Source organism: Collimonas sp. OK307, from assembly GCF_900113705.1.
Lineage (GTDB): Bacteria > Pseudomonadota > Gammaproteobacteria > Burkholderiales > Burkholderiaceae_D > Collimonas.
The window spans coordinates 43386-65043 of the sequence record NZ_FOQI01000001.1 but is presented as its reverse complement, the minus strand read 5'-3'; the positions used below and the strand labels follow the sequence as shown (position 1 = coordinate 65043).

24 protein-coding genes are annotated in these 21658 nt (G+C 54.8%); 10 read left to right on the top strand and 14 right to left on the bottom strand.

Going from position 1 to position 21658, the window contains the following annotated elements; all coding sequences use genetic code 11:
• Positions 1-243: 243 nt before the first annotated feature.
• On the top strand, positions 244-798 hold the full coding sequence (locus BM205_RS00335; protein ID WP_092411695.1) for a cytochrome b: 555 nt from the start codon (positions 244-246) through the stop codon (positions 796-798).
• A gap of 209 nt (positions 799-1007) precedes the next feature.
• Here the strand turns inward: BM205_RS00335 and BM205_RS00330 are convergent, their stop codons facing one another.
• The 7 genes from BM205_RS00330 to BM205_RS00305 all read right to left on the bottom strand — a co-directional run bounded on the left by BM205_RS00330 (position 1008) and on the right by BM205_RS00305 (position 7714).
• On the bottom strand, positions 1008-1508 hold the full coding sequence (locus BM205_RS00330; protein WP_092411694.1) for a DUF1269 domain-containing family protein: 501 nt from the start codon (positions 1506-1508) through the stop codon (positions 1008-1010).
• A 19-nt stretch (positions 1509-1527) separates the two neighbouring features.
• Positions 1528-1974, bottom strand: a complete 447-nt coding sequence (locus BM205_RS00325; RefSeq protein WP_092411693.1) for a universal stress protein — start codon at positions 1972-1974, stop codon at positions 1528-1530.
• 228 nt (positions 1975-2202) lie between these two features.
• Positions 2203-3171, bottom strand: coding sequence for a L,D-transpeptidase family protein (locus BM205_RS24490; RefSeq protein ID WP_305763949.1), 969 nt, complete (start codon positions 3169-3171; stop codon positions 2203-2205).
• Between the two features lie 12 nt (positions 3172-3183).
• Positions 3184-3783, bottom strand: a complete 600-nt coding sequence (locus tag BM205_RS24485; RefSeq protein ID WP_254783669.1) for a L,D-transpeptidase scaffold domain-containing protein — start codon at positions 3781-3783, stop codon at positions 3184-3186.
• Positions 3784-3812: 29 nt separating this feature from the next.
• Positions 3813-5378 (bottom strand): oleate hydratase, encoded by a 1566-nt coding sequence (locus BM205_RS00315; protein ID WP_092411692.1) that lies wholly within the window; start codon positions 5376-5378, stop codon positions 3813-3815.
• Between the two features lie 59 nt (positions 5379-5437).
• Positions 5438-6472, bottom strand: coding sequence for an alcohol dehydrogenase AdhP (gene adhP, locus BM205_RS00310; protein WP_092411691.1), 1035 nt, complete (start codon positions 6470-6472; stop codon positions 5438-5440).
• 645 nt (positions 6473-7117) lie between these two features.
• On the bottom strand, positions 7118-7714 hold the full coding sequence (locus tag BM205_RS00305) for a hemerythrin domain-containing protein (RefSeq protein ID WP_092411690.1): 597 nt from the start codon (positions 7712-7714) through the stop codon (positions 7118-7120).
• On the opposite strand from BM205_RS00305, the gene BM205_RS24175 reads away from it, so the two are divergent.
• Positions 7713-8168, top strand: a complete 456-nt coding sequence (locus tag BM205_RS24175; protein ID WP_175511101.1) for a hypothetical protein — start codon at positions 7713-7715, stop codon at positions 8166-8168. The two genes, BM205_RS00305 and BM205_RS24175, sit on opposite strands and share 2 nt — an antisense overlap.
• A complete protein-coding gene (locus BM205_RS00300; RefSeq protein WP_092411689.1) occupies positions 8147-8983 on the top strand; it encodes a universal stress protein in 837 nt (278 codons plus the stop codon). The genes BM205_RS24175 and BM205_RS00300 overlap by 22 nt, the downstream gene beginning before the upstream one ends.
• Positions 8984-9085: 102 nt before the next feature.
• Here BM205_RS00300 and BM205_RS00295 read toward each other — a convergent pair whose 3' ends face one another.
• Positions 9086-9619: a DsbA family protein gene (locus BM205_RS00295; protein ID WP_254783668.1), complete on the bottom strand. Its 534-nt coding sequence runs from the start codon at positions 9617-9619 to the stop codon at positions 9086-9088.
• 57 nt (positions 9620-9676) lie between these two features.
• On the bottom strand, positions 9677-10297 hold the full coding sequence (gene wrbA / locus BM205_RS00290) for an NAD(P)H:quinone oxidoreductase (RefSeq protein WP_092411687.1): 621 nt from the start codon (positions 10295-10297) through the stop codon (positions 9677-9679).
• A gap of 332 nt (positions 10298-10629) precedes the next feature.
• On the opposite strand from wrbA, the gene BM205_RS00285 reads away from it, so the two are divergent.
• Positions 10630-12243: an MFS transporter gene (locus BM205_RS00285; RefSeq protein WP_092411686.1), complete on the top strand. Its 1614-nt coding sequence runs from the start codon at positions 10630-10632 to the stop codon at positions 12241-12243.
• 59 nt (positions 12244-12302) lie between these two features.
• Here BM205_RS00285 and BM205_RS00280 read toward each other — a convergent pair whose 3' ends face one another.
• Together BM205_RS00280 and BM205_RS00275 are read right to left on the bottom strand one after the other, a co-directional pair.
• Positions 12303-12896: a TVP38/TMEM64 family protein gene (locus BM205_RS00280; RefSeq protein ID WP_254783667.1), complete on the bottom strand. Its 594-nt coding sequence runs from the start codon at positions 12894-12896 to the stop codon at positions 12303-12305.
• A gap of 28 nt (positions 12897-12924) precedes the next feature.
• On the bottom strand, positions 12925-13245 hold the full coding sequence (locus BM205_RS00275; RefSeq protein ID WP_092411685.1) for a DUF190 domain-containing protein: 321 nt from the start codon (positions 13243-13245) through the stop codon (positions 12925-12927).
• Between the two features lie 221 nt (positions 13246-13466).
• On the opposite strand from BM205_RS00275, the gene BM205_RS00270 reads away from it, so the two are divergent.
• From BM205_RS00270 to BM205_RS00245, 6 genes are all read left to right on the top strand, one after another.
• On the top strand, positions 13467-13679 hold the full coding sequence (locus tag BM205_RS00270; RefSeq protein ID WP_092411684.1) for a hypothetical protein: 213 nt from the start codon (positions 13467-13469) through the stop codon (positions 13677-13679).
• A gap of 117 nt (positions 13680-13796) precedes the next feature.
• Positions 13797-14555 (top strand): alpha/beta hydrolase family protein, encoded by a 759-nt coding sequence (locus tag BM205_RS00265; RefSeq protein ID WP_092411683.1) that lies wholly within the window; start codon positions 13797-13799, stop codon positions 14553-14555.
• A 66-nt stretch (positions 14556-14621) separates the two neighbouring features.
• The gene (locus tag BM205_RS00260) at positions 14622-15746 is read left to right on the top strand and encodes an MlaE family ABC transporter permease (RefSeq protein ID WP_092411682.1); all 1125 of its coding nucleotides are present in this window, start codon (positions 14622-14624) and stop codon (positions 15744-15746) included.
• Between the two features lies 1 nt (position 15747).
• A complete protein-coding gene (locus BM205_RS00255) occupies positions 15748-16560 on the top strand; it encodes an ABC transporter ATP-binding protein (protein ID WP_092411681.1) in 813 nt (270 codons plus the stop codon).
• A gap of 40 nt (positions 16561-16600) precedes the next feature.
• Positions 16601-17530: an MlaD family protein gene (locus tag BM205_RS00250; protein ID WP_092411680.1), complete on the top strand. Its 930-nt coding sequence runs from the start codon at positions 16601-16603 to the stop codon at positions 17528-17530.
• 88 nt (positions 17531-17618) lie between these two features.
• A complete protein-coding gene (locus tag BM205_RS00245; protein ID WP_092411679.1) occupies positions 17619-18248 on the top strand; it encodes a malonic semialdehyde reductase in 630 nt (209 codons plus the stop codon).
• A gap of 74 nt (positions 18249-18322) precedes the next feature.
• Here the strand turns inward: BM205_RS00245 and BM205_RS00240 are convergent, their stop codons facing one another.
• The 3 genes from BM205_RS00240 to BM205_RS00225 all read right to left on the bottom strand — a co-directional run bounded on the left by BM205_RS00240 (position 18323) and on the right by BM205_RS00225 (position 21456).
• Positions 18323-19705 (bottom strand): FAD-containing oxidoreductase, encoded by a 1383-nt coding sequence (locus BM205_RS00240; RefSeq protein WP_092411678.1) that lies wholly within the window; start codon positions 19703-19705, stop codon positions 18323-18325.
• 98 nt (positions 19706-19803) lie between these two features.
• Positions 19804-20028 carry a hypothetical protein gene (locus BM205_RS00235; protein WP_092411677.1) on the bottom strand — a complete coding sequence of 75 codons (225 nt, stop codon included), beginning with the start codon at positions 20026-20028 and terminating at the stop codon, positions 19804-19806.
• Positions 20029-20424: 396 nt separating this feature from the next.
• Positions 20425-21456: an MBL fold metallo-hydrolase gene (locus BM205_RS00225; protein ID WP_092411676.1), complete on the bottom strand. Its 1032-nt coding sequence runs from the start codon at positions 21454-21456 to the stop codon at positions 20425-20427.
• Positions 21457-21658 lie beyond the last annotated feature (202 nt).

The window sequence follows — 21658 nt, the reverse complement described above, 5'->3', positions numbered from 1 at the left end:
TCTCGCACTTTACCTCGGAATGCTCGGTATTGCATAACGAGGTGAACCTCGTTATGGAGATGCTCGATCTAGATTGATTTTTTCCGGCATAAGCGATAGCGCAACCTTGGACGCGCGCCAACCTACGCGCCTAAGCCAACCCTAATTTTGGGCTGGTATAAGGTCTGGGGACGCGGACAGTTTCTGCTGTTTTCCAGATCATATTGAACAACATACATTTAACTGGAATGGGGTCATCCTGCCATGTACGTAAAACACAACAACGGTGCCGACAAATATAGTTCGCTCGCCATAGGACTTCACTGGCTGACCTTGCTGCTGCTCATTGCCATCTATGCAACCATGGAGTTGCGCGGCATTTTCCCCAAAGGCAGCGATGGCCGTAATGGCATGATGATGTGGCATTACATGCTTGGCCTGACGATTCTGGCTATCGTCGCGCTACGCCTGGCGGTGCGGTTTTCTAGTACGCCGCCGCCGATTCAACCGACGCCGCCACGCTGGCAAATGCTGTTCGCCGGCGCCATGCATGTCGCGCTGTACGCTTTGATGACAGGTATGCCAATCCTCGGCTGGTTGACGCTGAGCGCTGCCGGCAAGCCGATTCCCTTTTTCGGCCTGCATCTTCCCGCGTTACTCAGTCAAAACAAAGAGTTGGCGTCGCAAATAAAAGAGGTGCATGAAACCTGCGCCGCCATAGGTTACTACCTGATAGGCTTGCACGCTGCGGCGGGCCTGTTCCATCACTATGTGGTGCGCGATACGACATTGCGACGCATGCTGCCGTTTAAGTCGTAAATTTATTCATGGTGCGTTCACATAGGACTAACTTTTGATAAACTTCGATGAAATTGCTGATGATCCGGAAGACGCGCGACACAGCCCGACAGAGCGTGCGGCGGCGGCGTCTCGGAGCACTTGTCTGGTGCTTCCGATGTCTTCATAGGAGACCAAGAGCCAAGAGTTATTGGGGTATGCGGTCCAATCAATTCTGACATTTTCATGCGTTACGCTGTAGTCGCGACGTCAGTCAAAACAGACGCGGCTTGAGCTATCTCATCGGCGTTGCCGTGCACGATCAGCAAGTATTTATCCACCTTCAAGGCTGTTTCATATTCGATCACCCGATCCCCCGTTACGCCGATATCGGTTAACGCAGCACCCAAAGCTGAAGCACCGCCCACAAACAGCGCACCTTCAAATGCTCCCACCAGTGCAGATACTAAAGGCCCGGCCGTCGCCATCAGACCCAATCCCGGCAAGAAGAAAAAAACGGTCGGGGCCAGCAATAAGCCCCACACACCACCAAACAAGGCCCCTACCCCACCCCAAGACCTGATTCTTTCGCCCACCGTGCGAAACCCGACAGGATGCTCTTCACTGTGATAGCCCCTGCCGAGCAACGACAATTTCCTTACATCAAAGCCGGCCTGGCCCAATGATCGGATCGCCTTCTCGGCGGCATCGTGTGTGCCGAATATATAGGCTGGCGAATGTTCTTTTTTCATGATCTGTCCTTGGAAAATATTAAACGGAAGAGTGTTGTGCGGATTTGACAAGCAGCACCGGTATAGGCGAAGTGCGAGCCACCAGTTCTGCATCGCTGCCCATCATCAATCGCTCCAGACCGCGCCGGCCATGTGTTCCCATCACGATTACGTCGGCACCCCAAGCCGTTGCGCGTTCAACGATTACGGTGGCCACGCGTCCACCGATGTTTTCCCGTAGCTCGGTGTCACCCGCAACTTTGGCCGCTTCCAAGGTGGCTCGTCCACGGGCGAGCAACTCTTCGGCTGCTGTCAGCGCAAGAGGTCGAATCTGGCTGATATAGACTTCCGCTTGCTCGAAACCGCTGCTGTAGGCAGCCATATCAACCACATGCGCCGAACAGATTGCAGCAAGTTTTGCAGCTTCGGCTACCGCGCAGTCCGAATTCGCGCTGCCATCGACTGGAACCAAGATATTGGTGTACATAATCGCTGTCCTGAATGTCAACTGAGTAAACAAGCAAACTTGAAAAAGATGCAATTCCTCTTTCCGACAAGCATCCGAGGAAAGTACCTCGAATGGTATAGAAGCAAGCAGGGAACAATTTGACCTGAATCAAAAACAGGCCGATCCGTTTACCCCATGGGAATCGCTGTGTCTAAGCAGGGCAATGTGCCTGATCCGCTGTCTTCAGCGAAATAGCCCCCCTATCAGTCAATTGGGCTGATTCCATGCATTCGCGCGCGCATTGCGTCTCGCCATCTCTTTTTTCCTTAACGCTGTATCGAGTACTTTATCGTTGCCATAGATATCGTTAAAAAAATAGACTTTGCCATCCTTTTTCACAATCACGGTAGCGTATGCAATGACGACCGGCAACGGATGCCTGAGCCGGAGAGTAGCTGTTTTTCCGCTGCCCATTGCGCTTCGTATGCGTTGCACCGTCCATTCCGACTGATCTTGCAAGACGAACTTTGCCAGCGCTACGGGATCTTCCACTCGAATACAACCATGACTGAAATCACGCCGTTCACGCTCGAATAGAGCGGCTGCGGGAGTGTGATGCAGGTAAATGTCGTCGTTGTTGGGAAAGATGAATTTGATATCGCCCAGCGCATTGGCCGGGCCGGGCCGCTGGCGGATCCGTATTGTTCCTCGCATCGCCGCATCGAGATTTGCCGCGGACAAATCAGCGATGACCTGTCCCGCTTTATTCACGAATTCGAGGCCTTGCTGATCGAAATAAGCTGGATCGCGCCGCAAGCGCGGCACTACTTCAGCCTTGGCGATCGACGCCGGGATGTTCCAGTATGGACTGAATTCAATATACTGCATGTTTTCGACGATCAGCGGCGTTTGCCTGTTTAATGCCTTCCCGACAATGACATTCATGCTGATCCTGAGATCGCCCTCCCTGGTTCCATAGGCACGCAAGACAAACTCTGGGATGTTAACCACGATCACGCGATTGCTCATCAGAAGCGGCGTCCATCGCAGGCGCTCGAGAGTCAGTTCAATTTGATGTATGCGCTCCGCAAGCGGCGTATTCAGTTCAACAAAGGTGTTCTTGCCGACTATGCCATCTCCGCCCAGGCCGTGCCGAAGCTGAAACGCCTTGACACCTTCGACCACAGCTCCTTTATAGACGGTGCCAACCGGTGCCGCGCCAGCCATGTCGCCCAATGCCGACAATCTTTAAGCAAGCAGATTGACGCCTGCATACGATTGGCCGGGAGCGAGCCTGTTTGCGGGGAGTTGTGGCAATCGCTGTTGCAAGGCCGGAATTTTAGCCAGTTCGCGATACTCGGCTAGCGTTTGCCGCAGATGCGCATAGAGTGGTAGCTGCGGCGCGGCGGAACGAACGGCGACTGCCAGGGTATGGTCGGCCAGGGCCTGGCGCAGATATGCGGCGGGATCCAGCTGCTTGGGCGGCGTCTTGAGAGACCGGTAGATATCGCGCGGCTCCACCCGTCCGAAATGCAGGTCAAAGATGAGCTGCTCCATTGCCCGCGTCATTAACGCCGAATGTTCGATGTCGCTTTCACTTGACGAATGCGCTCCGCGCTTGGCATCGCCGACGATGTGCGCCAAGGCGTTTGCGTGATAATCGTCCGGGTCAAGTCCATCCTGGCCTGCAGACTGAAGGATCTGGACCGCCTGTATAGCATCGACGGTTGGATGGCCATTCTCAAACCAGGTTGGCAGGTCATCCGCAATGGCATTCCAGCTATACCCCGATAAAAGAAAGATCACCAAAAAAATCGAACGTCTGGCACGCCATGTGCGACGATTCATTATTCCTGCCGCCTCCTTGTTATCGCACGTCATCGCAGCGCTTTAATCAACGCCTCGAATTGGACCACAAGCGATTTATCATGCGGCTTGATGGCAGGTACCCGACGATCGATGCCGAGTAATTGATAGACCGCCGCTTGCGCCGCGCGCACCGAATATTCGACGGTGAAAACAACATCATCCGCGATTTCGACGAACTGGCTGATGAAAGCCAGGTTCTTTGAGCTCTGTGGGACCGGTAATGGCCGGTCGCCAGGCGCGCGTGGCATAAACATGCTGGTGATGTAGGGCATGCGGCATGGGATGCAGATCGCCTGGGCGAGGGAATCTCGATCGAAGCGCAGGTGCCCGCACAACTCGCGCAGAATTTCTTCGCCATTGCAATCGGCCATCGGCTTGGCGACAAAATTTCCCACTCTGTCTGGAAACAGGGCATAACCCCAGAATACCTGTACATCGTCGGGCTGGCCCGGAAAATGCGGTTGATGCGGCAGCACCACCGACATCAGCCAGCTGGAATCCTTGAATGTCACCAGGCCGCCAGTTCCTGCCTCATTTCCGCTGAAGTTCTTCATATCCCTGAAGAATGCTGGATTCTTCGAGGTTACCGTGAACGATTCCCATGACGACTGCGCAATACAGCTGTTGAAGACCGCGGGACTCCCAAACTCCGGCCTGCCCTGCGCCAGCTTTTCCCACAGCTGCCATCCGCCGCTGTCAAGCTTGGATAAGCGGGCAGGTGCCGCCGTCATGGAACCCAGGCTGGAGGCATCGGTCATTGAGCCATTTTGAAAGAAAACCAGGTCGCCCTGCCTGACTTCGATAACCTCGTTCATGCCTTGCCGCAGGTAGTGGATGACGCTGACCACGAACATGCCGTCAACTGTCTCGTGTTCAAAATCCGTCACCCTGCAATCCATGACGAAGTTGACGCCTTCCGCTACCAGCCAGCTGTGCAGCGGGCGAACCAGGGAATCGTATTGATTGAAAATGGTGCGCTTGACGCCCCCAAGCGTTTCAATGCGAGTGAATTCCAACATGAAGCGATGTAGATACCGCTTGAACTCTACCGCGCTGTGCCAGGGCAGGAAAGCGAAAGTGGTGGACCACATGGACCAGAATGCAGTCTCAAAGAAAGTGGGCGACAGCCAATCGGTGATACTGCTGTTGCTTAGGACGTCTTCGTCCGTATTGCAGAGTTTTAGCAGTTCGGCGCGGTCCTGCATCGAAAAACCCATCGACGTCACAGGGATTTTGCCGCGCCAGCGGTCGATCAGGCGCGCCTTTGAATCAGACCTGTACAGCTCGTTGAATTCAATGGTTTCTTCAAGCACAGACTTGTTCTTTGCAGTAAGCGACGGAATCGTCTTGAACAGATCCCAGGTGCATTCGTAGTTATCGAAGGTCAGCATACGGCCACCGCGCATGGAGTAGCCCTGTTCCGGACTGCCGCATCCGTCCAGGCTTCCGCCCGGAACGGCAGCAGCCTCGATGATGGTGATATCGCTTCCCTGCATCTTGCCGTCGCGGATCATAAATGCAGCAGCAGCCATGGAGCCGACGCCGCCGCCCACCAAATATGCTTTCTTGTTCATTGTCACCGATTCTCCTGAAAATTCATTGCGCGTCTACGCTCTTGCTTGATCCGTCTTCATCAATTCTTGCGAAAATCGATTACCACGCGAGACGCAACGTCGCCATGCTCAAGTCGTTCGAAAACACGATTGATGGCAGATAACGGCTGCAATTCGATATGCGCCTTGACCTTGCCTTCGGCGGCAAAGGCAAGCGCTTCAGCCATGTCCTGGCGCGTGCCCACGAACGAGCCGCGCACCGTGATGCAATTTGCCACCACGTCGAACAATGGAAACGGAAATTCACCTGGCGGCAGACCAACCAGGACGCAGGTCCCACACTTGCGAGTCATCGCAACACCTTGCTGGAATGCGCTAAGCGAAGGTGCTGTGATCAAGACGCCGTGGGCACCGCCGCCCGTCGCCTCTCTCATGACAGCTATCGCGTCGCCGGCCCGGGCATTGATCGTCAGATCAGCGCCCAGGGATTTGGCGGTGGCCAGTTTGCCGTCGTCGATATCAACCGCGCAGACGTGCAAGCCCATCACTTTCGCGTACTGGATGGCCAAATTTCCCAAGCCTCCGATACCTGAAATCACTATCCAATCGCCAGGCTTTGTGTCTGTCTCCTTGATTCCCTTATACGAAGTGACCCCGGCGCAGATAATCGGAGCCGCATCGACTGCCGCCAGACCTGCTGGTATATGGGCGACATAGTTGGGATCGGCCAGGATGTACTCGGCAAAGCCGCCATTTTTCGTGTAGCCGCCAAACTGCGCCGCCGCGCATACCGTTTCGTGCGCCGAAAGACAATACTCGCAATGACCGCAAGCCGAATAGAGCCACGGCACCCCCACGCGATCACCCTCCTTCACCGATGTCACGCCGGCCCCTATCGCTACGACCAGACCAATGCCTTCATGGCCTGGGATGAATGGCAACGCCGGTTTTAGCGGCCAATCGCCATGGGCAGCGTGCAGGTCGGTGTGGCATACGCCGCAGGCTTCGGTTTTGACCAGGATCTGCCCGGGACCGGCAGCGGGAATATCCCATTCCCGGATCACTAGTGGCTTGCCGAACTGTTCGACAACGGCGGCTTGCATTTTATTTGTCATGACACATCCTTCTCTTGGATAGGTAATTGGCGCTAGCGTAACCGTGCCCGCTAACTGCGTTATTGATGTGAATCAAATTTCCCCCAGCAAACAACGGTGCAGATATTTTTGGCGATCGGAGAAAACAGCATTTCTTGACAGTGATCATCAGCAACTAGTGAAACCGGGACTGAGCTCGGCCTGCGGGTCCGCAAGACGTCTGTTTTTTTTTGGGGCAACTGGCAATGACTGTTCAACGGCAGAATTGGGGGAGCGTCGGGCTCGTTGCCTGGCTGATTGACCGCCGGCGTGACAGGCAACGCAATTTTGTCCGGTTTGCCTGGCGAAAACCGGTAACGCGTGCGCCACCAGTGGACTCAACAGGCCTTGTACTATAAGAATGGCGGCCAGGAGATGGGACTACCTGATTCCCTGATATCGGGATATGAACGAGTCCATCTTGAGCAAGTCCCCTTTTCATAGTTTTTGAAACTATTATTGCAAGGTGCCGAATGAGATTCGGATATATTGACAATAAGCAACTTTTTTGCACTTGTCAACCTAGCTGCTGCGTCACGACATTAACCAAAAACAATGATGCTTTTCAATCTATTGCCCCTCGTCGCATCCAGAGCGCTCACCACCTCATGGGACGATCCGTTCAATCTAGATCGCAGGCCTCAGACTGGCTGGTGCAGGGATAATATTCACAATCAGCAAAAACAGTTGCTCGAGATCATCCTTCAGGTTGGCTCCGGAAAACGGATCGAGATTGCCAACGAATGCGGCGTCAACCACAGCCCAGTTCTCTGGCGTCAACAGACGCTTGGCAGCAGGTAAAACCACTTCCTCCTCCAAACGCATGTGGCTGAAATAAAACGTCGCATACTTCTCCACAAGGTCACGAAACATCGGAAATACAGGACTGCCCTCCAACTCATAGCGAGCGAGCACGTGTTCTAATTCTCGCACCAGCGATTCACCCAGCGTATGTTGGTACTCCAATTCAACGAGCGTATCGTCAAGTTCATTCGTCCGCTCTCGCAATAGCTTAAACAAGTACTGGTCTTCCTTTGGATGGTGCACATGCTCGGGATACTCTCGAATGTAATAGAGCATCGCGCGAAACACCATTAGTCCTGGCGCTTTTTCACCTTTATCAATAAGGCGCACAAAATGCAGCATGCCGTGAATCACCATCGACAATTGCTCGTGCTCGTCCATGATTGTACGTAATGCATTTCGTTGCCGCGGCGATTCCATGATCAGCTCCTTTAATTTTCACGATAACACTAATGAGGTTGCACTATTTATAGTGCGTGAAGAAAAGTGTAAAAGCAAAAAATTGCCGGCCCGCCAACGAGCAATTTTCACAAATCATGCGTCAACGACATGCAAGACAATTTCGAATGGTCAGGCTGGGTATTCATTTGATGTTCCACAGCACGGTCGCAAGAGATTGGCATGCTTACTCATATGCTGGCGCCCAGCTGAAATCGTTATATTGACTGATTTGGCAGGCAAAAAAAACGCTGGATCCGGGTTAATTGATATGGAACAAATTCCGTTCGATTATTGCTGCTGGCAGCAACGTCACATCTTGACGATCATCAAGCCAGGGCATACGGTGAAAGACATGGCAAACATCCATTTTCCAAGCCAATCGCTCGTTAACGCAAGAACAGGAGTATCAACATGTCTTATAAAACTATCGTAGTGCATGTGGATGCATCCAGGAACGTTGATAGACGCATCAAAGCCGCTGCGTTTATCGCCGTAGCTGAAAATGCGCATCTGATAGGCGTCGCCACCACCGGCGTCTCGCAATTCCTGCAAGAGACCGTGAGTATGAACCGCAACGACCCGGCTATCGCCCCCTTGCTCGATACCCTGCGCAAACGCGCCAGCGTGCCCCTCGAAACGTTCGACAAAATTGTCCGTCAGGTCGGCGTACTGTCGTTTGAAAATCGCTTGGTAGATGACGATGTGACCGGAGGCATCAGCTTGCATGGCGCTTATTCCGACCTGCTGGTGCTGGGGCAAGGTGACCTCAGTGACCCTTCGGACGTTAATGTCGATATCGTCCCCTATGTCGTTATCAACTCCGGCTGCCCGGTTCTTGTAGTGCCAAATACAGGCTCTCACGCGAAAATCGGCTCTAAGGTGTTGATCGCCTGGAATGGCAGCTTGGAAGCTAGGCGTGCGGTTCATGACGCCATTCCATTGCTCAAGCGGGCCGAGATTGTCGAAGTTGCGGTCTTCAATCCAAAATTCCAGGCAGGCGTTCATGGCCAGTTGCCTGGCTCCGATATTTCCCTGTACCTGGCTCGCCACGGTATCAACGTTGACGTCAGGGAAGAGGTGATTAAATCCGATATCGGCGAAGCATTGCTGTCACTCACCACCAGCTTGAACTCCGATTTGCTGGTGATGGGGTGCTATGGACATTCTCGATTTCGTGAAACATTGCTGGGCGGTGTCACCCATACTATTCTGAAATCGATGACATTGCCGCTGCTCATGTCGCACTGAAATGGATGTCATGCAAGGACTGACAGGGAAAGCCGTGCTTCAGGCGCATCCTCGACGTGAGGATGCGCTGGCGGCCCTGCTCGACGACTCTATGCCGTGCCTTCAGGAGCGCAACGCTCTGTCGATTGCCGCCTCAAGGTGCTCCATGCCGAAGGTTACGTCCTGCAATTCACCATTCACAAAAAACGCTGGCATCGATCGGACCTGGCTTTTTATCCCACCGTCCTGGTGCTCTCGAACCCGCTGTAGATAAATGTGGTCATTCAAATCGTTATCGAAGCGTGCCGGGTCAAGCTCGAGCATGGCGGCGTACCGTCTAAGCGCGTCGAGTTTCAGGTTGTGCTGATGTTCAAACAGCAAATCGTACATCGGCCAGAATTTGTGTTGGGCGCCAGCAGCTTCGGCCGCCTCGGCAGCAAGTTCCGCATTAGGATGCCAGGCCGTCAGCGGGAAATGCCGAAACACGAATTTGATGCGGCCGTCGTAACGGTTAACCACGACCTTCATGGCGCCGTATGCTTGACGGCAGTATGGACATTCAAAATCGCCATACTCGACGACCGCCACCTTGGCTGTCGCCGGCCCGAGGATATGATCCGTTTGATTTACGGGAATTGTCAGCATGAGATCCTCCAATCCAGGAATCCAATGAGGCCGGCGCCTGGTTGACGCGCATTGTGGTGGTTGGCCAAACTACTTCGCCGCCAATTTCTTCGCGATCTCAGCTACGTGCCGGCCCTGGAAACGCGCTATGGCGAGTTCGTTGGCGCTCGGCCGCCGCGATCCGTCGGCTTTGGTGAGCGTCGAGGCGCCGTAGGGTGTGCCGCCGGTAATTTCGTCCATGTTGAGCAGCCCCTGCTCCGAATATGGCACTCCGACAATCACCATCCCCTGATGAAGCAACGTGCTGTGGAAGCTGGTGATCGTGGTCTCCTGGCCGCCGTGCTGGGTCGCAGTGCTGGTGAAGACGCTGCCGACCTTGCCGACCAGGCCGCCGCTCATCCACAGCCCGCCGGTCTGGTCGAGGAAGTTGCGCATCTGGGCGCACATGTTCCCGAACCGGGTCGGGGTGCCGAAAATGACCGCGTCGGCGTCCTTCAGTTGCTCCGCGGCGATCACTGGAATATGTGCAAATGGTGCACGGGCCGCCTTGGCGCCGCTTTTTTCGAGTATGTCGTCAGGCACCAGCTCGGCAACCTGGTACAGCGCAACGTCTGTATCGGCGACCTCGCGTGCTCCGGCAGCGACGGCTTCGGCCATCTCGTAAATGTGTCCGTACATACTGTAGAACACCACCTGTATCTTGGTTGTCATGGACGCTCTCCTTTAGATGCTCAGCCTATTCTTCGGTCGCCGTAGCTGTGTTACAGATTTACTCATTTTTTACCTCTGAACTCATGACAATTTCCCATCTTTTCAGGGGCGAAGATCCCTTCAGGCACTTCAAATTGTCCGAGTTAAGTGTAGCTACTGAAGAGCATAATGCAATGCGGATTTCGCCGTTAAGGCAGTTATCGGCGGCGATCCTGCGACACTGGCGATCGACGTATTCAGATCGCCGGCTCCGAATTCCGGTTATGGCTTTCCGCACAAATCACAAATTAGGCTATGCTTGGCGAACGCCAGCCCATGCGGGAGTGATGACAATGGCTGTATCGCCTGCCCGCCCTCGCGACGAGGGCACAGTCGCCGACACTGCGGCGGATTCGCTGTGCAAGCGCAGCGCGCGCCCGTGGGTGCTGGCGGCCACCATACTTGCCTCAAGCATGGTGTTTATCGATGGCACCGTGGTCAACGTCGCCCTGCCTGCCTTGCAACGCGCATTCAACGCCAGTGCTACCGATGTGCAATGGGTGGTTGAGTCCTACGCCCTGTTCCTGGCGGCGTTGCTGCTGGTTGGCGGGGCCGCGGGCGACCGGTTCGGGCGGCGGCGCGTATTTGCCCTTGGCGTCGGGTTATTTGCTGTCGCATCTGTCTGGTGTGGCCTGACTGGCAACATCATGCAATTGATTTTCGCCCGGGCGGTGCAAGGAATCGGCGGCGCCTTGCTGGTTCCCGGCAGTCTGGCCCTCATCAGTGCGTCGTTTCCTGAAAACGAACGCGGCAAAGCGATCGGAACCTGGTCCGGTTACACCGCCATCACTGCCGCGATCGGACCGGTGGTCGGCGGTTTCCTGATTGAGCATGTTTCGTGGCGCCTGGCATTTCTGATCAACGTTCCGCTCGCCTTGCTGGTCATTTTCCTGACGTTCAGGTACGTACCGGAAAGCCGCGACCAGCGCGCCTCGGGCAGCCTGGATTGGACCGGCGCCGCGCTGGCCAGTATCGGATTGGGCTGCCTGGTCTATGCTTTGATTGAATCGTCAAACAAAGGCTGGGGCGACGTGACCGTGATTGCCACGCTGGTTCTGGCTGTGCTGATGATCGCCGTATTCATCAGCGTCGAGTTGCGGCATCCAGCCCCGATGCTGCCACTCCGCCTATTTCACTCCCGCAATTTCAGCGGGGCGAATTTGCTGACACTCCAGCTGTATGCGGCGCTTGGCGGTGGCCTGTACTTTCTTCCGTTGAACCTGATCCTGGTGCAAGGATATTCTGCGGTCGCGGCTGGCGCCGCGTTGCTACCGTTTGTGCTGCTGATGTTTTCCTTGTCACGGTGGAGCGGCGGACTGGTTGACCGCTATGGCGCCAAGAGGCCGCTCGTGATTGGCCCGACGATTGCGGCAATCGGATTCGCCTTGTTCGCGGTTCCCGGTGTAGGCGGCAGTTATTGGAACAATTACTCGGCCAATTACTGGGCTAATTATTTTCCGGCGGTACTGGTGCTTGGATTCGGCATGTCGATCAGTGTCGCGCCGTTGACCACGACGGTCATGAATGCGGTCGACCAGAGTCTTGCCGGCGCCGCATCAGGGGTCAACAACGCCGTCTCGCGCACCGCCGCCCTGCTGGCCATCGCAGTCTTCGGGATTGTAATGAACCTGGCATTCAATGCCAACCTGGACCGCCATCTCAAGACCCTGCATATTGCCCCGGAAAAATTACAGGCGGTCGAGGTGCAGCGCGCCAAGCTTGCTGCAATCGCTTTGCCGCCAGAAGCAAGCGGCCAGGAGCAGACAGCCCTGAAAAACGCCGTTAGCCAATCGTACGTATCGGGTTTCCGCTGGGTGATGTTACTTTCGGCGTTTCTGGCCCTGGGGAGTGCCTTGAGCGCCTGGATGTTGATTGGCAATCGCCCTCAGGAAGAACAAAAAACCTGAGTATTTCGCGGTTCTCTTTGATGCAGAAGATCTTGAACGGACTCTAAGTCGCAATGCCCTCAAGATACATGCAGCACCTTGCCAATATAATCGAAGAATATGCAATACAACATGATCGGTAATGGCAAACCGAGTATGGTGCCTATCAGGTATTTATAAAACTTCACGCCGGACAAAGCCAACGCGTAATTAAGGGCAGGAACAGTCTGAAACAATACCCTTAACAACGCGACGCTTTTAATCGGATACGCATCCAGGCTACGGAGTAGCCTCAACGCATAACGGTTATTCAATTCTCGTATTGCATCGCCGCCGACGAAACGTATTGTCAGGAAAGTAAATACACAAGAGATAATTGCCGCGATATAGGTCGCCAGGCCACCCCAGGATTTTCCCAGGGCCAGTACCGCCGCCGCGAGAAATATCCAGCCGGGTACCTGAATCAGGTTACCCAGGCAAAACAGCAAGACAAAGATCAGCAAGCCGCTGATTTTATTGTCGACGATCTGTTGATGAAGAAACGCTAAATTGAAATGCCCTCTAAGGCCGGAAATTTGAAATACGGCGAATAGCACCGCTAAAAACAGAGCAACGATCAACAGCCGTTTGTAGCGGCGCATGGCAGGCTCTCGCAGGTTAATGTGGCTGAACATGGTAACAATCTACAATACATTTCGGCATTCAATCCGGCAGGCCGATTTTGCCATACTCAACCGGTAACTTGACATAGAACATATGCACTCCCTCTTGCCGCAAAAACTCAAATAAGCGATCCGACTCGTCTTCACTCACTACCATGGTGACTTCCACCGGTTGATCTGCAAGTTCGAAGAAATGCGCCGAATGGAATCTGCGGTCGTGCCCGTAGCCGATAGCGCCGGTAAAAACGGTTGCCCCCCGGATACCATGCGATTGAGCGACGTCAAGCAGCCAGTTCGACAGCTGCTTACCCTTGTGGCGCCGATCCTGCTGGGTAAAAAATTCTAACTGGAAGCCTTTCATATTACCTCCGCTAAGAGGATGGTCCCGCTTTCAGTATAGTTGGCACTCGTCTAATATGAATCGGTAGCAAAGTAATTTGTCAGGGATTTGCGTGTGTCAATATGTTGCATTTATACATTATTTGGCAATCGTGTCTTAAAAATCAAGATCCCACAACTATCCTCCGGCTAGCCCCGGGCTATTCCATCTCATGACGTTTCATCGAATAAGGAGTTAATGCGATGACTACAGAAATGAAACATCATCACCTTCGTGATTATTGGATCCCCTACAGTGGCGGCATGGGCAATTGGCGAAAGGTTTTAAGATTTTTTGTGATGTTGATAGCGCTCTGCCTGGCTATCGTCATCTCTTTTGATGCCAACATCTTGCTGACGGATCTTTTGCGGTGGATCGGCACTGATTGCGTATGGTGCGAGATTGTCCCGACTTGATCATTTCGAGAAATTATCAGCGTTGAGGCGTAATATCGTGCCATCGCACCCGAATTTATATTCAATGCATTTATATTAAATTTCCCGACCCCGACTCAGATTGGCGGAGAGTGGCGAATGATAAGCGAACGCACTGATTTCGTAGGCGCTTACGGACAAAAGCTGGCGGCGCGGCTCGATGCGCCGTCAGGAGAGCCGCACGCCTTTGCCCTGTTTGCGCATTGTTTTACTTGCGGCAAGGATATTTTCGCAGCCAGCCGCATCGCGCAGGCTCTGACCAGCCATCACATCGCCGTACTGCGTTTTGACTTCACCGGCCTCGGCGCCAGCGAAGGCGAATTCGCCAACACCAATTTTTCATCGAATGTAGCGGACCTGATTGCCGCCGCCGACCATATGCGCCAGGTTTATCGCGCTCCGGCGCTGATCATCGGCCACAGCCTTGGCGGCGCTGCGGTACTGTCCGCTGCCGCCGACATTCCGGAAGTCCGCGCGGTCGTTACCATCGCCGCTCCCAGCGATCCGGCCCATGTCACCGGGCTGTTCCGGGATCAAATTGGCGAGATCGAAGTCAACGGCGAAGCAGAAGTGCAACTATCCGGCCGGCGCTTCAAAATCAAGCACCAGTTCCTTCAGGATGCGCGGGAACAGCAATTGAATCACAAGATTGCCCACCTCAGGAAAGCATTGCTGGTAATGCATGCGCCGCGTGATACCACCGTCGACATCTCGAACGCCATGCATATCTTTACCGCGGCAAAACATCCCAAGAGTTTTCTATCGCTCGACGATGCCGATCATCTCCTGACGCGCAAGCATGATGCGACCTATGTGGCAAATATGATCGCAGCGTGGAGCCACCGTTATGTTTCTTGATATCTTATCCAAACACTGGCTTCACATGCCAGCGGCGAACGGCTTCATTAGAGCGCTGCCCTAGACATGGCCATCACCATGACGCCGCCACGTCTGCTGCGCGTGACCGATACCGACGGCACCAATCGGATTGAAGTCAGCGGCACCTGGCTGTTGCGCGTCATTTTGCCGGATGTCGCTACCTTGCGGCCGCAGTTGACGCAATACGCCAAAGACCGCACTGCCAGGTGGGACCTGCGTGCGATCCAGCAACTGGATGCCGCCGGCGCGCTGTTCCTGTGGCGCATGTGGGGCCGGCGGCGGCCTGACATCTTGCTCAAACCCGAATACGAAGAGATGTTCGCCAACCTGGCCGCGAAACCATTTTCACCGCCGCCGCCGGTGCCACGCGATCGGCTGGAATTGCTGGTAAAACTAGGGCAAGGTTTTTTAACGTTCTGCAAGAGCCTCCGTGCTATCACGATCCTGGCAGGCAATCTGCTGCTGGATTGCCTGTACCTGCTGCGTCATCCAGGTGATATCCCGTGGCGCGAGATCTCCGCCAACATCCATCGCACCGGCAGCCAGGCGCTGGCCATTACCGCGCTGGTCGGATTCCTGGTTGGCGTGGTGCTGAGCTATCTGTCGTCGATCCAGTTGAAAAATTACGGCGCCGACGTCTTCATCATCAATATCCTGGGATTAGGCATCGTGCGCGAACTAGGCCCGATACTGGCCGCCATCCTGGTGGCCGGACGTTCCGGCTCTTCGATGACGGCGCAACTCGGCGTCATGCGCGTGACCCGCGAACTCGATGCCTTGTCAGCCATGGGTATTTCGCATACCCAGCGCCTGGTGCTGCCAAAAGTCGTGGCGCTAGCCATCACCCTGCCTCTGCTGATCGTCTGGAGCGACATGGCCGCGCTGCTCGGCGGCATGTTGTCGGCCTACTTGCAGCTTGATATCGGTTATCGGCAGTTTCTGCATGGCCTGCCTGCCGCAGTACCGATCGCCAACCTGTGGCTAGGCCTGTGCAAAGGCTCCGTGTTCGGCATGCTGGTTGCATTAATCGCCTGTCACTACGGATTGCAAAGCCGGCCAAACACGGAGAGCCTGGGTGCCAGCACTACGGATTCAGTCGTTACTTCGATAACTATCGTGATCATTGTGGACGCGATATTTGCAGTGATTTTTTCGAACGTAGGTTTCTGACATGAGCGCCACCGACAACGTCATCGATATCAGCGCCGTATGGACGCAATACGGCGATACCGTCATCCATCGCGATCTCACCTTAAGCGTGCGTTACGGCGAGGTGATGGCGATCATCGGCGGTTCAGGCAGCGGCAAGACCACCCTGTTGCGCCTCATGCTCGGGCTCGAAGCTCCCAGCCGCGGCGCCATCAGAGTGTTCGACGTTCCCTTGCAGGGTTGCGCAGTCGCCGACCTGCGCCAGACCCGCAACCGCTGGGGCGTCCTGTTCCAGGAGGGGGCGCTGTTCTCGGCACTGAGCGTGTTCGACAACGTCGCTTTGCCGCTGCGCGAACTCAAGGCACTGCCCGAAGACGTGATCCGTGAACTGGTGATGATGAAACTCGACCTGGTGGAAATTGACGCCACGAGCGCCAACAAGATGCCCTCCGAACTGTCCGGCGGCATGGTCAAACGCGTCGCCCTGGCCCGCGCGCTGGCGCTCAATCCGGAACTGTTGTTCCTCGATGAGCCCACCGCCGGCCTCGATCCGGAACGCAGCCACGGCTTCGTACAGCTGATCGAATCACTGCGTCGCGCGCTGAATCTCACCGTGGTCATGGTGACTCACGATGTCGACACCCTGCTGGCGTTATCCGACCGGGTGGCCGTGCTGGCCAACCAGCAACTGCTGACGGTAGGCCCGCTGTGGGATATCGTGCACCACCCAGATCCATTCGTGCAGAATTTCTTCCTCGGCCACATCAAGCGCTGCGAGCAGGAAAACGTCAAGGATTTCCGCGACAAGATGGCCGTCGGCCTGAGCGTTGCCTGAGTGTCGCGTAAGTGTTACATAAAGTACGAGGAGATGATCAATGGAAAACCGCGCACACGCCCTCTCCGCCGGTCTGTTCCTGGTGCTGCTCTGCATCGGATTGGTATTTGTGGCGATCCGGTTGAACGGCGATACCGTCGATCAGCAGGATTACCTGCTGTTATCCAGGACGCCGGTGTCAGGCTTGAACCGCAACGCGCCGGTGCGGCTGCGCGGCGTGGATGTCGGCAAGGTCAAGGATATCCGATTTTCCCCGACCGACCCGCATGTCATCCTGATCAAGATCGGACTCGACCAGGGAACCCCTGTCAACCAGGGTACTTATGCGCAACTGAGTTACCTGGGTATCACCGGACTGTCTTTCGTGCAACTGGACGACGACGGTAGCAAGCCGGGAAAACTCGTGCTCAATCCAGACGAGATCGGTCGTATCGAGATGCGGCCATCGTTTTTCGATCAGATCGGTGATTCCGGCCAGGAACTGCTGCGCGACACAGGCCAGGCGGCAAAACGGCTGAACAAACTGCTTAATGACGACAATCTGGAAGAATTGTCGCTAACGATCGTGAACCTCAAGACCGCTTCGGGCCGGATCGCCGACCTCGCCGCCGAACTGCAGCCGACGTTCAAGAAGCTTCCTGCCATCAGCGACCGCACCGACAAAGCCCTGGCGCGCATGGATCCCTTGCTGTCTAATTTAACCAGCCTCACGCAAGAAGTCCGCACGCGCGTGGATACCCTGGACCGGATCGGCAGTACTGCAGACAATCTTGGCCAGACCAGCCAGGATTTAAAGGATACGTTGCCGCAGCTACACGTCATGATCAACGATTTTTCGCATAGTTCCCATGCGCTGGATCGCGTACTATCGAATGTCGAGCAGCAACCGCAAAGTATTCTATTTGGAAAAAAGCCGCCACCGCCGGGGCCGGGTGAAGTGGGATTTGCGGCACCGGCCGAGATACATTGATTTATCTAATTCATGCCAACTATACTGGTGTGTCGAAAGCACAAATACGTCCAACCCGAAGAATCCGACCAACTGTGAGGTGATCACCATGACCCAGCAACTAAACGAAGACGGACTCGACCTTCTGTTCTTTAAAGCCCGCACGCACAATGCCTGGCTGGACAAACCGGTAGGCGACGATATTCTGCACCGCCTCTATGACGTGATGAAATGGGGCCCGACCAGCGCCAATTGTTCACCGGCGCGTATTCTGTTCCTGCGTACGCCGGAAGCCAAGGAACGGCTGCGGCCGGCGTTAGCACCAGGAAATGTGGACAAGACCATGGCAGCCCCGGTCACGGCGATCATCGGCTACGACGGGAAATTCTATGAGCAGTTGCCAAAGCTGTTTCCACATGCCGACGCCCGCGCCTGGTTCGCGGACACGCCGGAACTGGCCGAAGTTACCGCAAGGCGCAACAGTTCGCTGCAGGGAGCCTATTTCATGCTGGCGGCGCGCGCCTTAGGGCTGGACTGCGGCCCGATGTCAGGATTCGACCAGGTGAAAGTGGATCACGAATTTTTCCCGGTGACGAAACCACTGAATTTCGAATATGAATATTTCCCGGACAGCCACATCAAAACCAATTTTCTGTGCAACTTGGGTTATGGGGATCCGGATAAGCTGTTCCCACGCAGTCCTCGACTCGATTTCGACGAGGCATGCAAATTACTTTGATTGATTCGGGGCGAGAATTTATCCGTTTTTCGCTCCGTTTTTCGCTCCGTTTTTTGCATCGCATTTTGCATCGTTTACGGCGACAACGGCTTCAGGTCGCCCAATAACGTCGGCACCAGTTCCGAAACAGTCGGATGAATGTGCATTGCACGCTGGATGGTTGTGTATGTCGCACCGGCATACATGACATCCAGGATCGAATGGATCACTTCATCGCCTTCAATGCCAAGCAACATTGCGCCAAGAATTTTTTTTGTTTCGGCATCCACCAGCACACTCATATATCCCTGGGTTTCGCTACGTTCACGCGCGCGCCCGACCCTGGTCATCATCATCGTACAGACCAGTGCTTTGCGGCCGGAGGCACGCACTTCCCGCTCAGTCATGCCGATCCGGCCCAGCGGCGGATCGATGAACAGCGCATACGCCTGAATACGATCGGCTACGCTGCGTGAGTCATTATCAAGCAGATTGGCGGCCACGATTTCATAGTCGTTATAAGACGTATGGGTGAATGCCCCGCGGCCATTGACGTCGCCCAGCGCCCAGATTCCCGGCACATTGGTGCAAAGTTTGTCATCCACCACGATATACCCGCGTTGATCGGTCTTGATGCCCGCCTTATCGAGACCGAGATCATCGGTGTTCGGTATGCGCCCGACCGCGAGCAGCAAATGAGAACCTGAGATTTCGTACGATGCTTCATTGTCGTTCGCGGTAATCACTACCGCATCGCCACGCTTTTCGACACGTTGAATTTTGGCGCCAAGCCGGATTTGAATCCCGTCGTGCTCCAGGATGTCGCGAATACTTGCCGATACCTGTTCATCTTCCCGCCCTATCAGCCGCGGCCCGCCTTCTATCACTGTGACCTCGCTGCCGAAGCGGCGATACATTTGAGCGAACTCCAGGCCGATGTAGCTGCCGCCGACAATCACCAGGTGTTGCGGCAGAAAATCCACCTCCATCATGCTGGAGTTGGTCAGGAAATCAATGTCGTCCAGCCCGGGTATATCGGGTATCGCGGCGCGTCCGCCGACATTGATGAAAATTTCGTCCGCTTCCAGCAACTCGCCATTGACCCGTACGGCGTGCGGACTCTCAAAACAGCCATGCCCTTCGATCACCGTAAGATTGGGGGTATTTTTTAGCCAGTCGGCGACACCTTCAGTGGATTGCCTGACGATCAGATCCTTGCGCGCCTTGACGCCCGCCATGTCGACCCGGACCGGACTGTCGATCAGCACGCCGAATTCGGCGGCACGACGCGCCATGTGCGCCACGCGAGCACTCGCAATCAGCGTCTTGGTAGGTATGCAACCGGTATTGACGCAGGTCCCGCCGAAACGATTGCGTTCTATGATGGCGGTCTTGCGACCGGCTTGCGCGAGCCGTACAGCCAGGGAAGGACCGGATTGCCCGGTGCCAATGACGATTGCATCGTATCGCTGGACCATATTACCCCCCGTTTGCAGGTTGACCGCCGCAGTACGTTCACGCCGATTGAATCAAGATGAAACTCTATACCCATTCCCTTGACATTGTTCGCTGCGTGTCACGACTCTAACTGGGAGGGTGGGAGCCATTTTTTATGGTCAATCATCCATTTGACTTTGCGCATGACTTCTTTGCGCGCAATTTCCTCTTGCTCCATTGGCAAGTCAACGCATTTGCGAATTACGCCATCTTCGATTTGGAAGGACCAGGTCCATCGCCCTTTTATTTCCTCATAAACTGTGACCGAGTAACGGATGCCTTTGTATTCAAATTCATGTGTCATGAACGCCTCCTTGATCGAAAGGCAATCCTAACATGTCCGGAATCAGGTATACATGAGATTGAAGTGATCGAAAGAACATACGAGCTCGGGAGCGAGCGCATGGAGGAAGCTTGGCGCATCGAAAATTTCACCTGGCGCACTCGCCGCGGCTCTTTAGCACTTGGCCGTGATGCACACCTATTCCTTATTCTTCCGAGAAAATTTCTGAGCGGCAATTCTCCTCAAAAGCATTGATCAAACTGATCAGGCGCTCCATGCGAGCTTGTTCCAGCGGGGTTGTCTTACGCCCCCACATCAAATCGAATTCAGTCACGAGCAATAGGTACTCGCTCTCGCACACAATGGATTTATCTATTTTTTCCTCTGGCAAAATCGTAGCTCTATTTCTATTCCGGGTCAGACAGACTGTTCCCGCCACCAGCGGCGCCCCGCCTGCGGCGTCGCAAGGCTGAGCAACTCACCCATCTGCGGCGTGCTTATCGGCACTCCGTGCTGTTCGGCCAGCCAAACGATGCGCTCGAAAGGATCCTGCCAAGCATGCAGGGCAAGGTCGAAGGTGCCGTTATGCACCGGCAGCAAATGCTTGCCGCCCAGATCTAGATGAGCTTGCAGAGTCTGCTCCGGCTGCATGTGCACGTCTGGCCAGTCATGGTCATAAGCCCCGGTTTCTATCATGGTCAGGTCGAATGGCCCATAGCGGTTGCCAATTTCCTTGAAACCTTCGAAATAGCCGCCATCGCCGCTGAAAAACAGCCGCAGATCATCATCCAGTATTACCCAGGAAGCCCACAAAGTCTGGTTGCCGTCGGTAAGGCCGCGCCCTGAAAAATGGCGCGCCGGTGTCGCCACCATTTGCAGGCCGTCGACCCGGGTACTTTGCCACCAGTCCAGTTGCTGCACCTTTTCTGCCGGCACACCCCATTTGATCAGCGTGTCCCCTACTCCCAACGGCGTCAGGAAATGCTCTACCTTGCCTGCTAGTTGCAGGATTGCGTCGTGATCCAGATGATCATAATGGTCGTGCGACAAGATCACCCCTTTGATAGGAGGCAGTTCGGCGATGCTGATTGGAGGTTGATGAAAGCGTTTAGGGCCGATCCATTGGAAAGGAGAGGCGCGCTCGGAAAACACCGGGTCAGTCAGCCAGAATTCGCCGCGCAACTTCAACAGCATGGTGGAATGCCCCAGGCGGAACAGTGAACGATCCGGCGCGGCCAGCAATTGCGCGCTACTGATCGCTTGCACTGGAATCGGTTTGGCCGGCACGGTTCCGGCTGGCTTGTCGAACGTGAAGCGCCACAGGATTTGCAATATCTTCCACAAGCCGTTTTTGTGCATAGGACGACGATTCCGGAACTTGCCGTCGCGCCACTGCGAAGATTGCGGTTGAATATTCGCATCGAAAGCCTTGAGCGTTTCACTTGCCATGCTGCTTTTCCTGGTTTGAATGCCGGTTAGTTGACGATTCCGTGCTGCTGTCGGGTACCAAATATTTATTACACTACACAGTGTAGTTTAAATCAAGGAAAAGTAAACTGGCAAGTGCAAATAATTTGTAACAAGCCGCAGCCATCTGATGATTGCACGCCCCATTTTGGTGACTGAAATCAGGCATGAAATTTGCAACTTG

Bases quoted from the DNA above. Each gene is read 5' to 3' on its own strand.
- BM205_RS24175 (WP_175511101.1), top strand. From the start codon at position 7,713: ATGATCAGCTCCTTTAATTTTCACGATAACACTAATGAGGTTGCACTA.
- wrbA (WP_092411687.1), bottom strand. From the start codon at position 10,297: ATGACAACCAAGATACAGGTGGTGTTCTACAGTATGTACGGACACATT.
- BM205_RS00245 (WP_092411679.1), top strand. From the start codon at position 17,619: ATGACCCAGCAACTAAACGAAGACGGACTCGACCTTCTGTTCTTTAAA.
- BM205_RS00265 (WP_092411683.1), top strand. From the start codon at position 13,797: ATGATAAGCGAACGCACTGATTTCGTAGGCGCTTACGGACAAAAGCTG.
- BM205_RS00335 (WP_092411695.1), top strand. From the start codon at position 244: ATGTACGTAAAACACAACAACGGTGCCGACAAATATAGTTCGCTCGCC.
- BM205_RS00270 (WP_092411684.1), top strand. From the start codon at position 13,467: ATGACTACAGAAATGAAACATCATCACCTTCGTGATTATTGGATCCCC.
- BM205_RS00300 (WP_092411689.1), top strand. From the start codon at position 8,147: ATGTCTTATAAAACTATCGTAGTGCATGTGGATGCATCCAGGAACGTT.
- BM205_RS00255 (WP_092411681.1), top strand. From the start codon at position 15,748: ATGAGCGCCACCGACAACGTCATCGATATCAGCGCCGTATGGACGCAA.
- BM205_RS00275 (WP_092411685.1), bottom strand. From the start codon at position 13,245: ATGAAAGGCTTCCAGTTAGAATTTTTTACCCAGCAGGATCGGCGCCAC.
- BM205_RS00225 (WP_092411676.1), bottom strand. From the start codon at position 21,456: ATGGCAAGTGAAACGCTCAAGGCTTTCGATGCGAATATTCAACCGCAA.
- BM205_RS00250 (WP_092411680.1), top strand. From the start codon at position 16,601: ATGGAAAACCGCGCACACGCCCTCTCCGCCGGTCTGTTCCTGGTGCTG.
- BM205_RS24485 (WP_254783669.1), bottom strand. From the start codon at position 3,783: ATGAATCGTCGCACATGGCGTGCCAGACGTTCGATTTTTTTGGTGATC.
- BM205_RS00285 (WP_092411686.1), top strand. From the start codon at position 10,630: ATGGCTGTATCGCCTGCCCGCCCTCGCGACGAGGGCACAGTCGCCGAC.
- BM205_RS00280 (WP_254783667.1), bottom strand. From the start codon at position 12,896: ATGTTCAGCCACATTAACCTGCGAGAGCCTGCCATGCGCCGCTACAAA.
- BM205_RS00235 (WP_092411677.1), bottom strand. From the start codon at position 20,028: ATGACACATGAATTTGAATACAAAGGCATCCGTTACTCGGTCACAGTT.
- BM205_RS00305 (WP_092411690.1), bottom strand. From the start codon at position 7,714: ATGGAATCGCCGCGGCAACGAAATGCATTACGTACAATCATGGACGAG.
- BM205_RS00240 (WP_092411678.1), bottom strand. From the start codon at position 19,705: ATGGTCCAGCGATACGATGCAATCGTCATTGGCACCGGGCAATCCGGT.
- BM205_RS00325 (WP_092411693.1), bottom strand. From the start codon at position 1,974: ATGTACACCAATATCTTGGTTCCAGTCGATGGCAGCGCGAATTCGGAC.
- BM205_RS00260 (WP_092411682.1), top strand. From the start codon at position 14,622: ATGGCCATCACCATGACGCCGCCACGTCTGCTGCGCGTGACCGATACC.
- BM205_RS00330 (WP_092411694.1), bottom strand. From the start codon at position 1,508: ATGAAAAAAGAACATTCGCCAGCCTATATATTCGGCACACACGATGCC.
- BM205_RS00315 (WP_092411692.1), bottom strand. From the start codon at position 5,378: ATGAACAAGAAAGCATATTTGGTGGGCGGCGGCGTCGGCTCCATGGCT.
- adhP (WP_092411691.1), bottom strand. From the start codon at position 6,472: ATGACAAATAAAATGCAAGCCGCCGTTGTCGAACAGTTCGGCAAGCCA.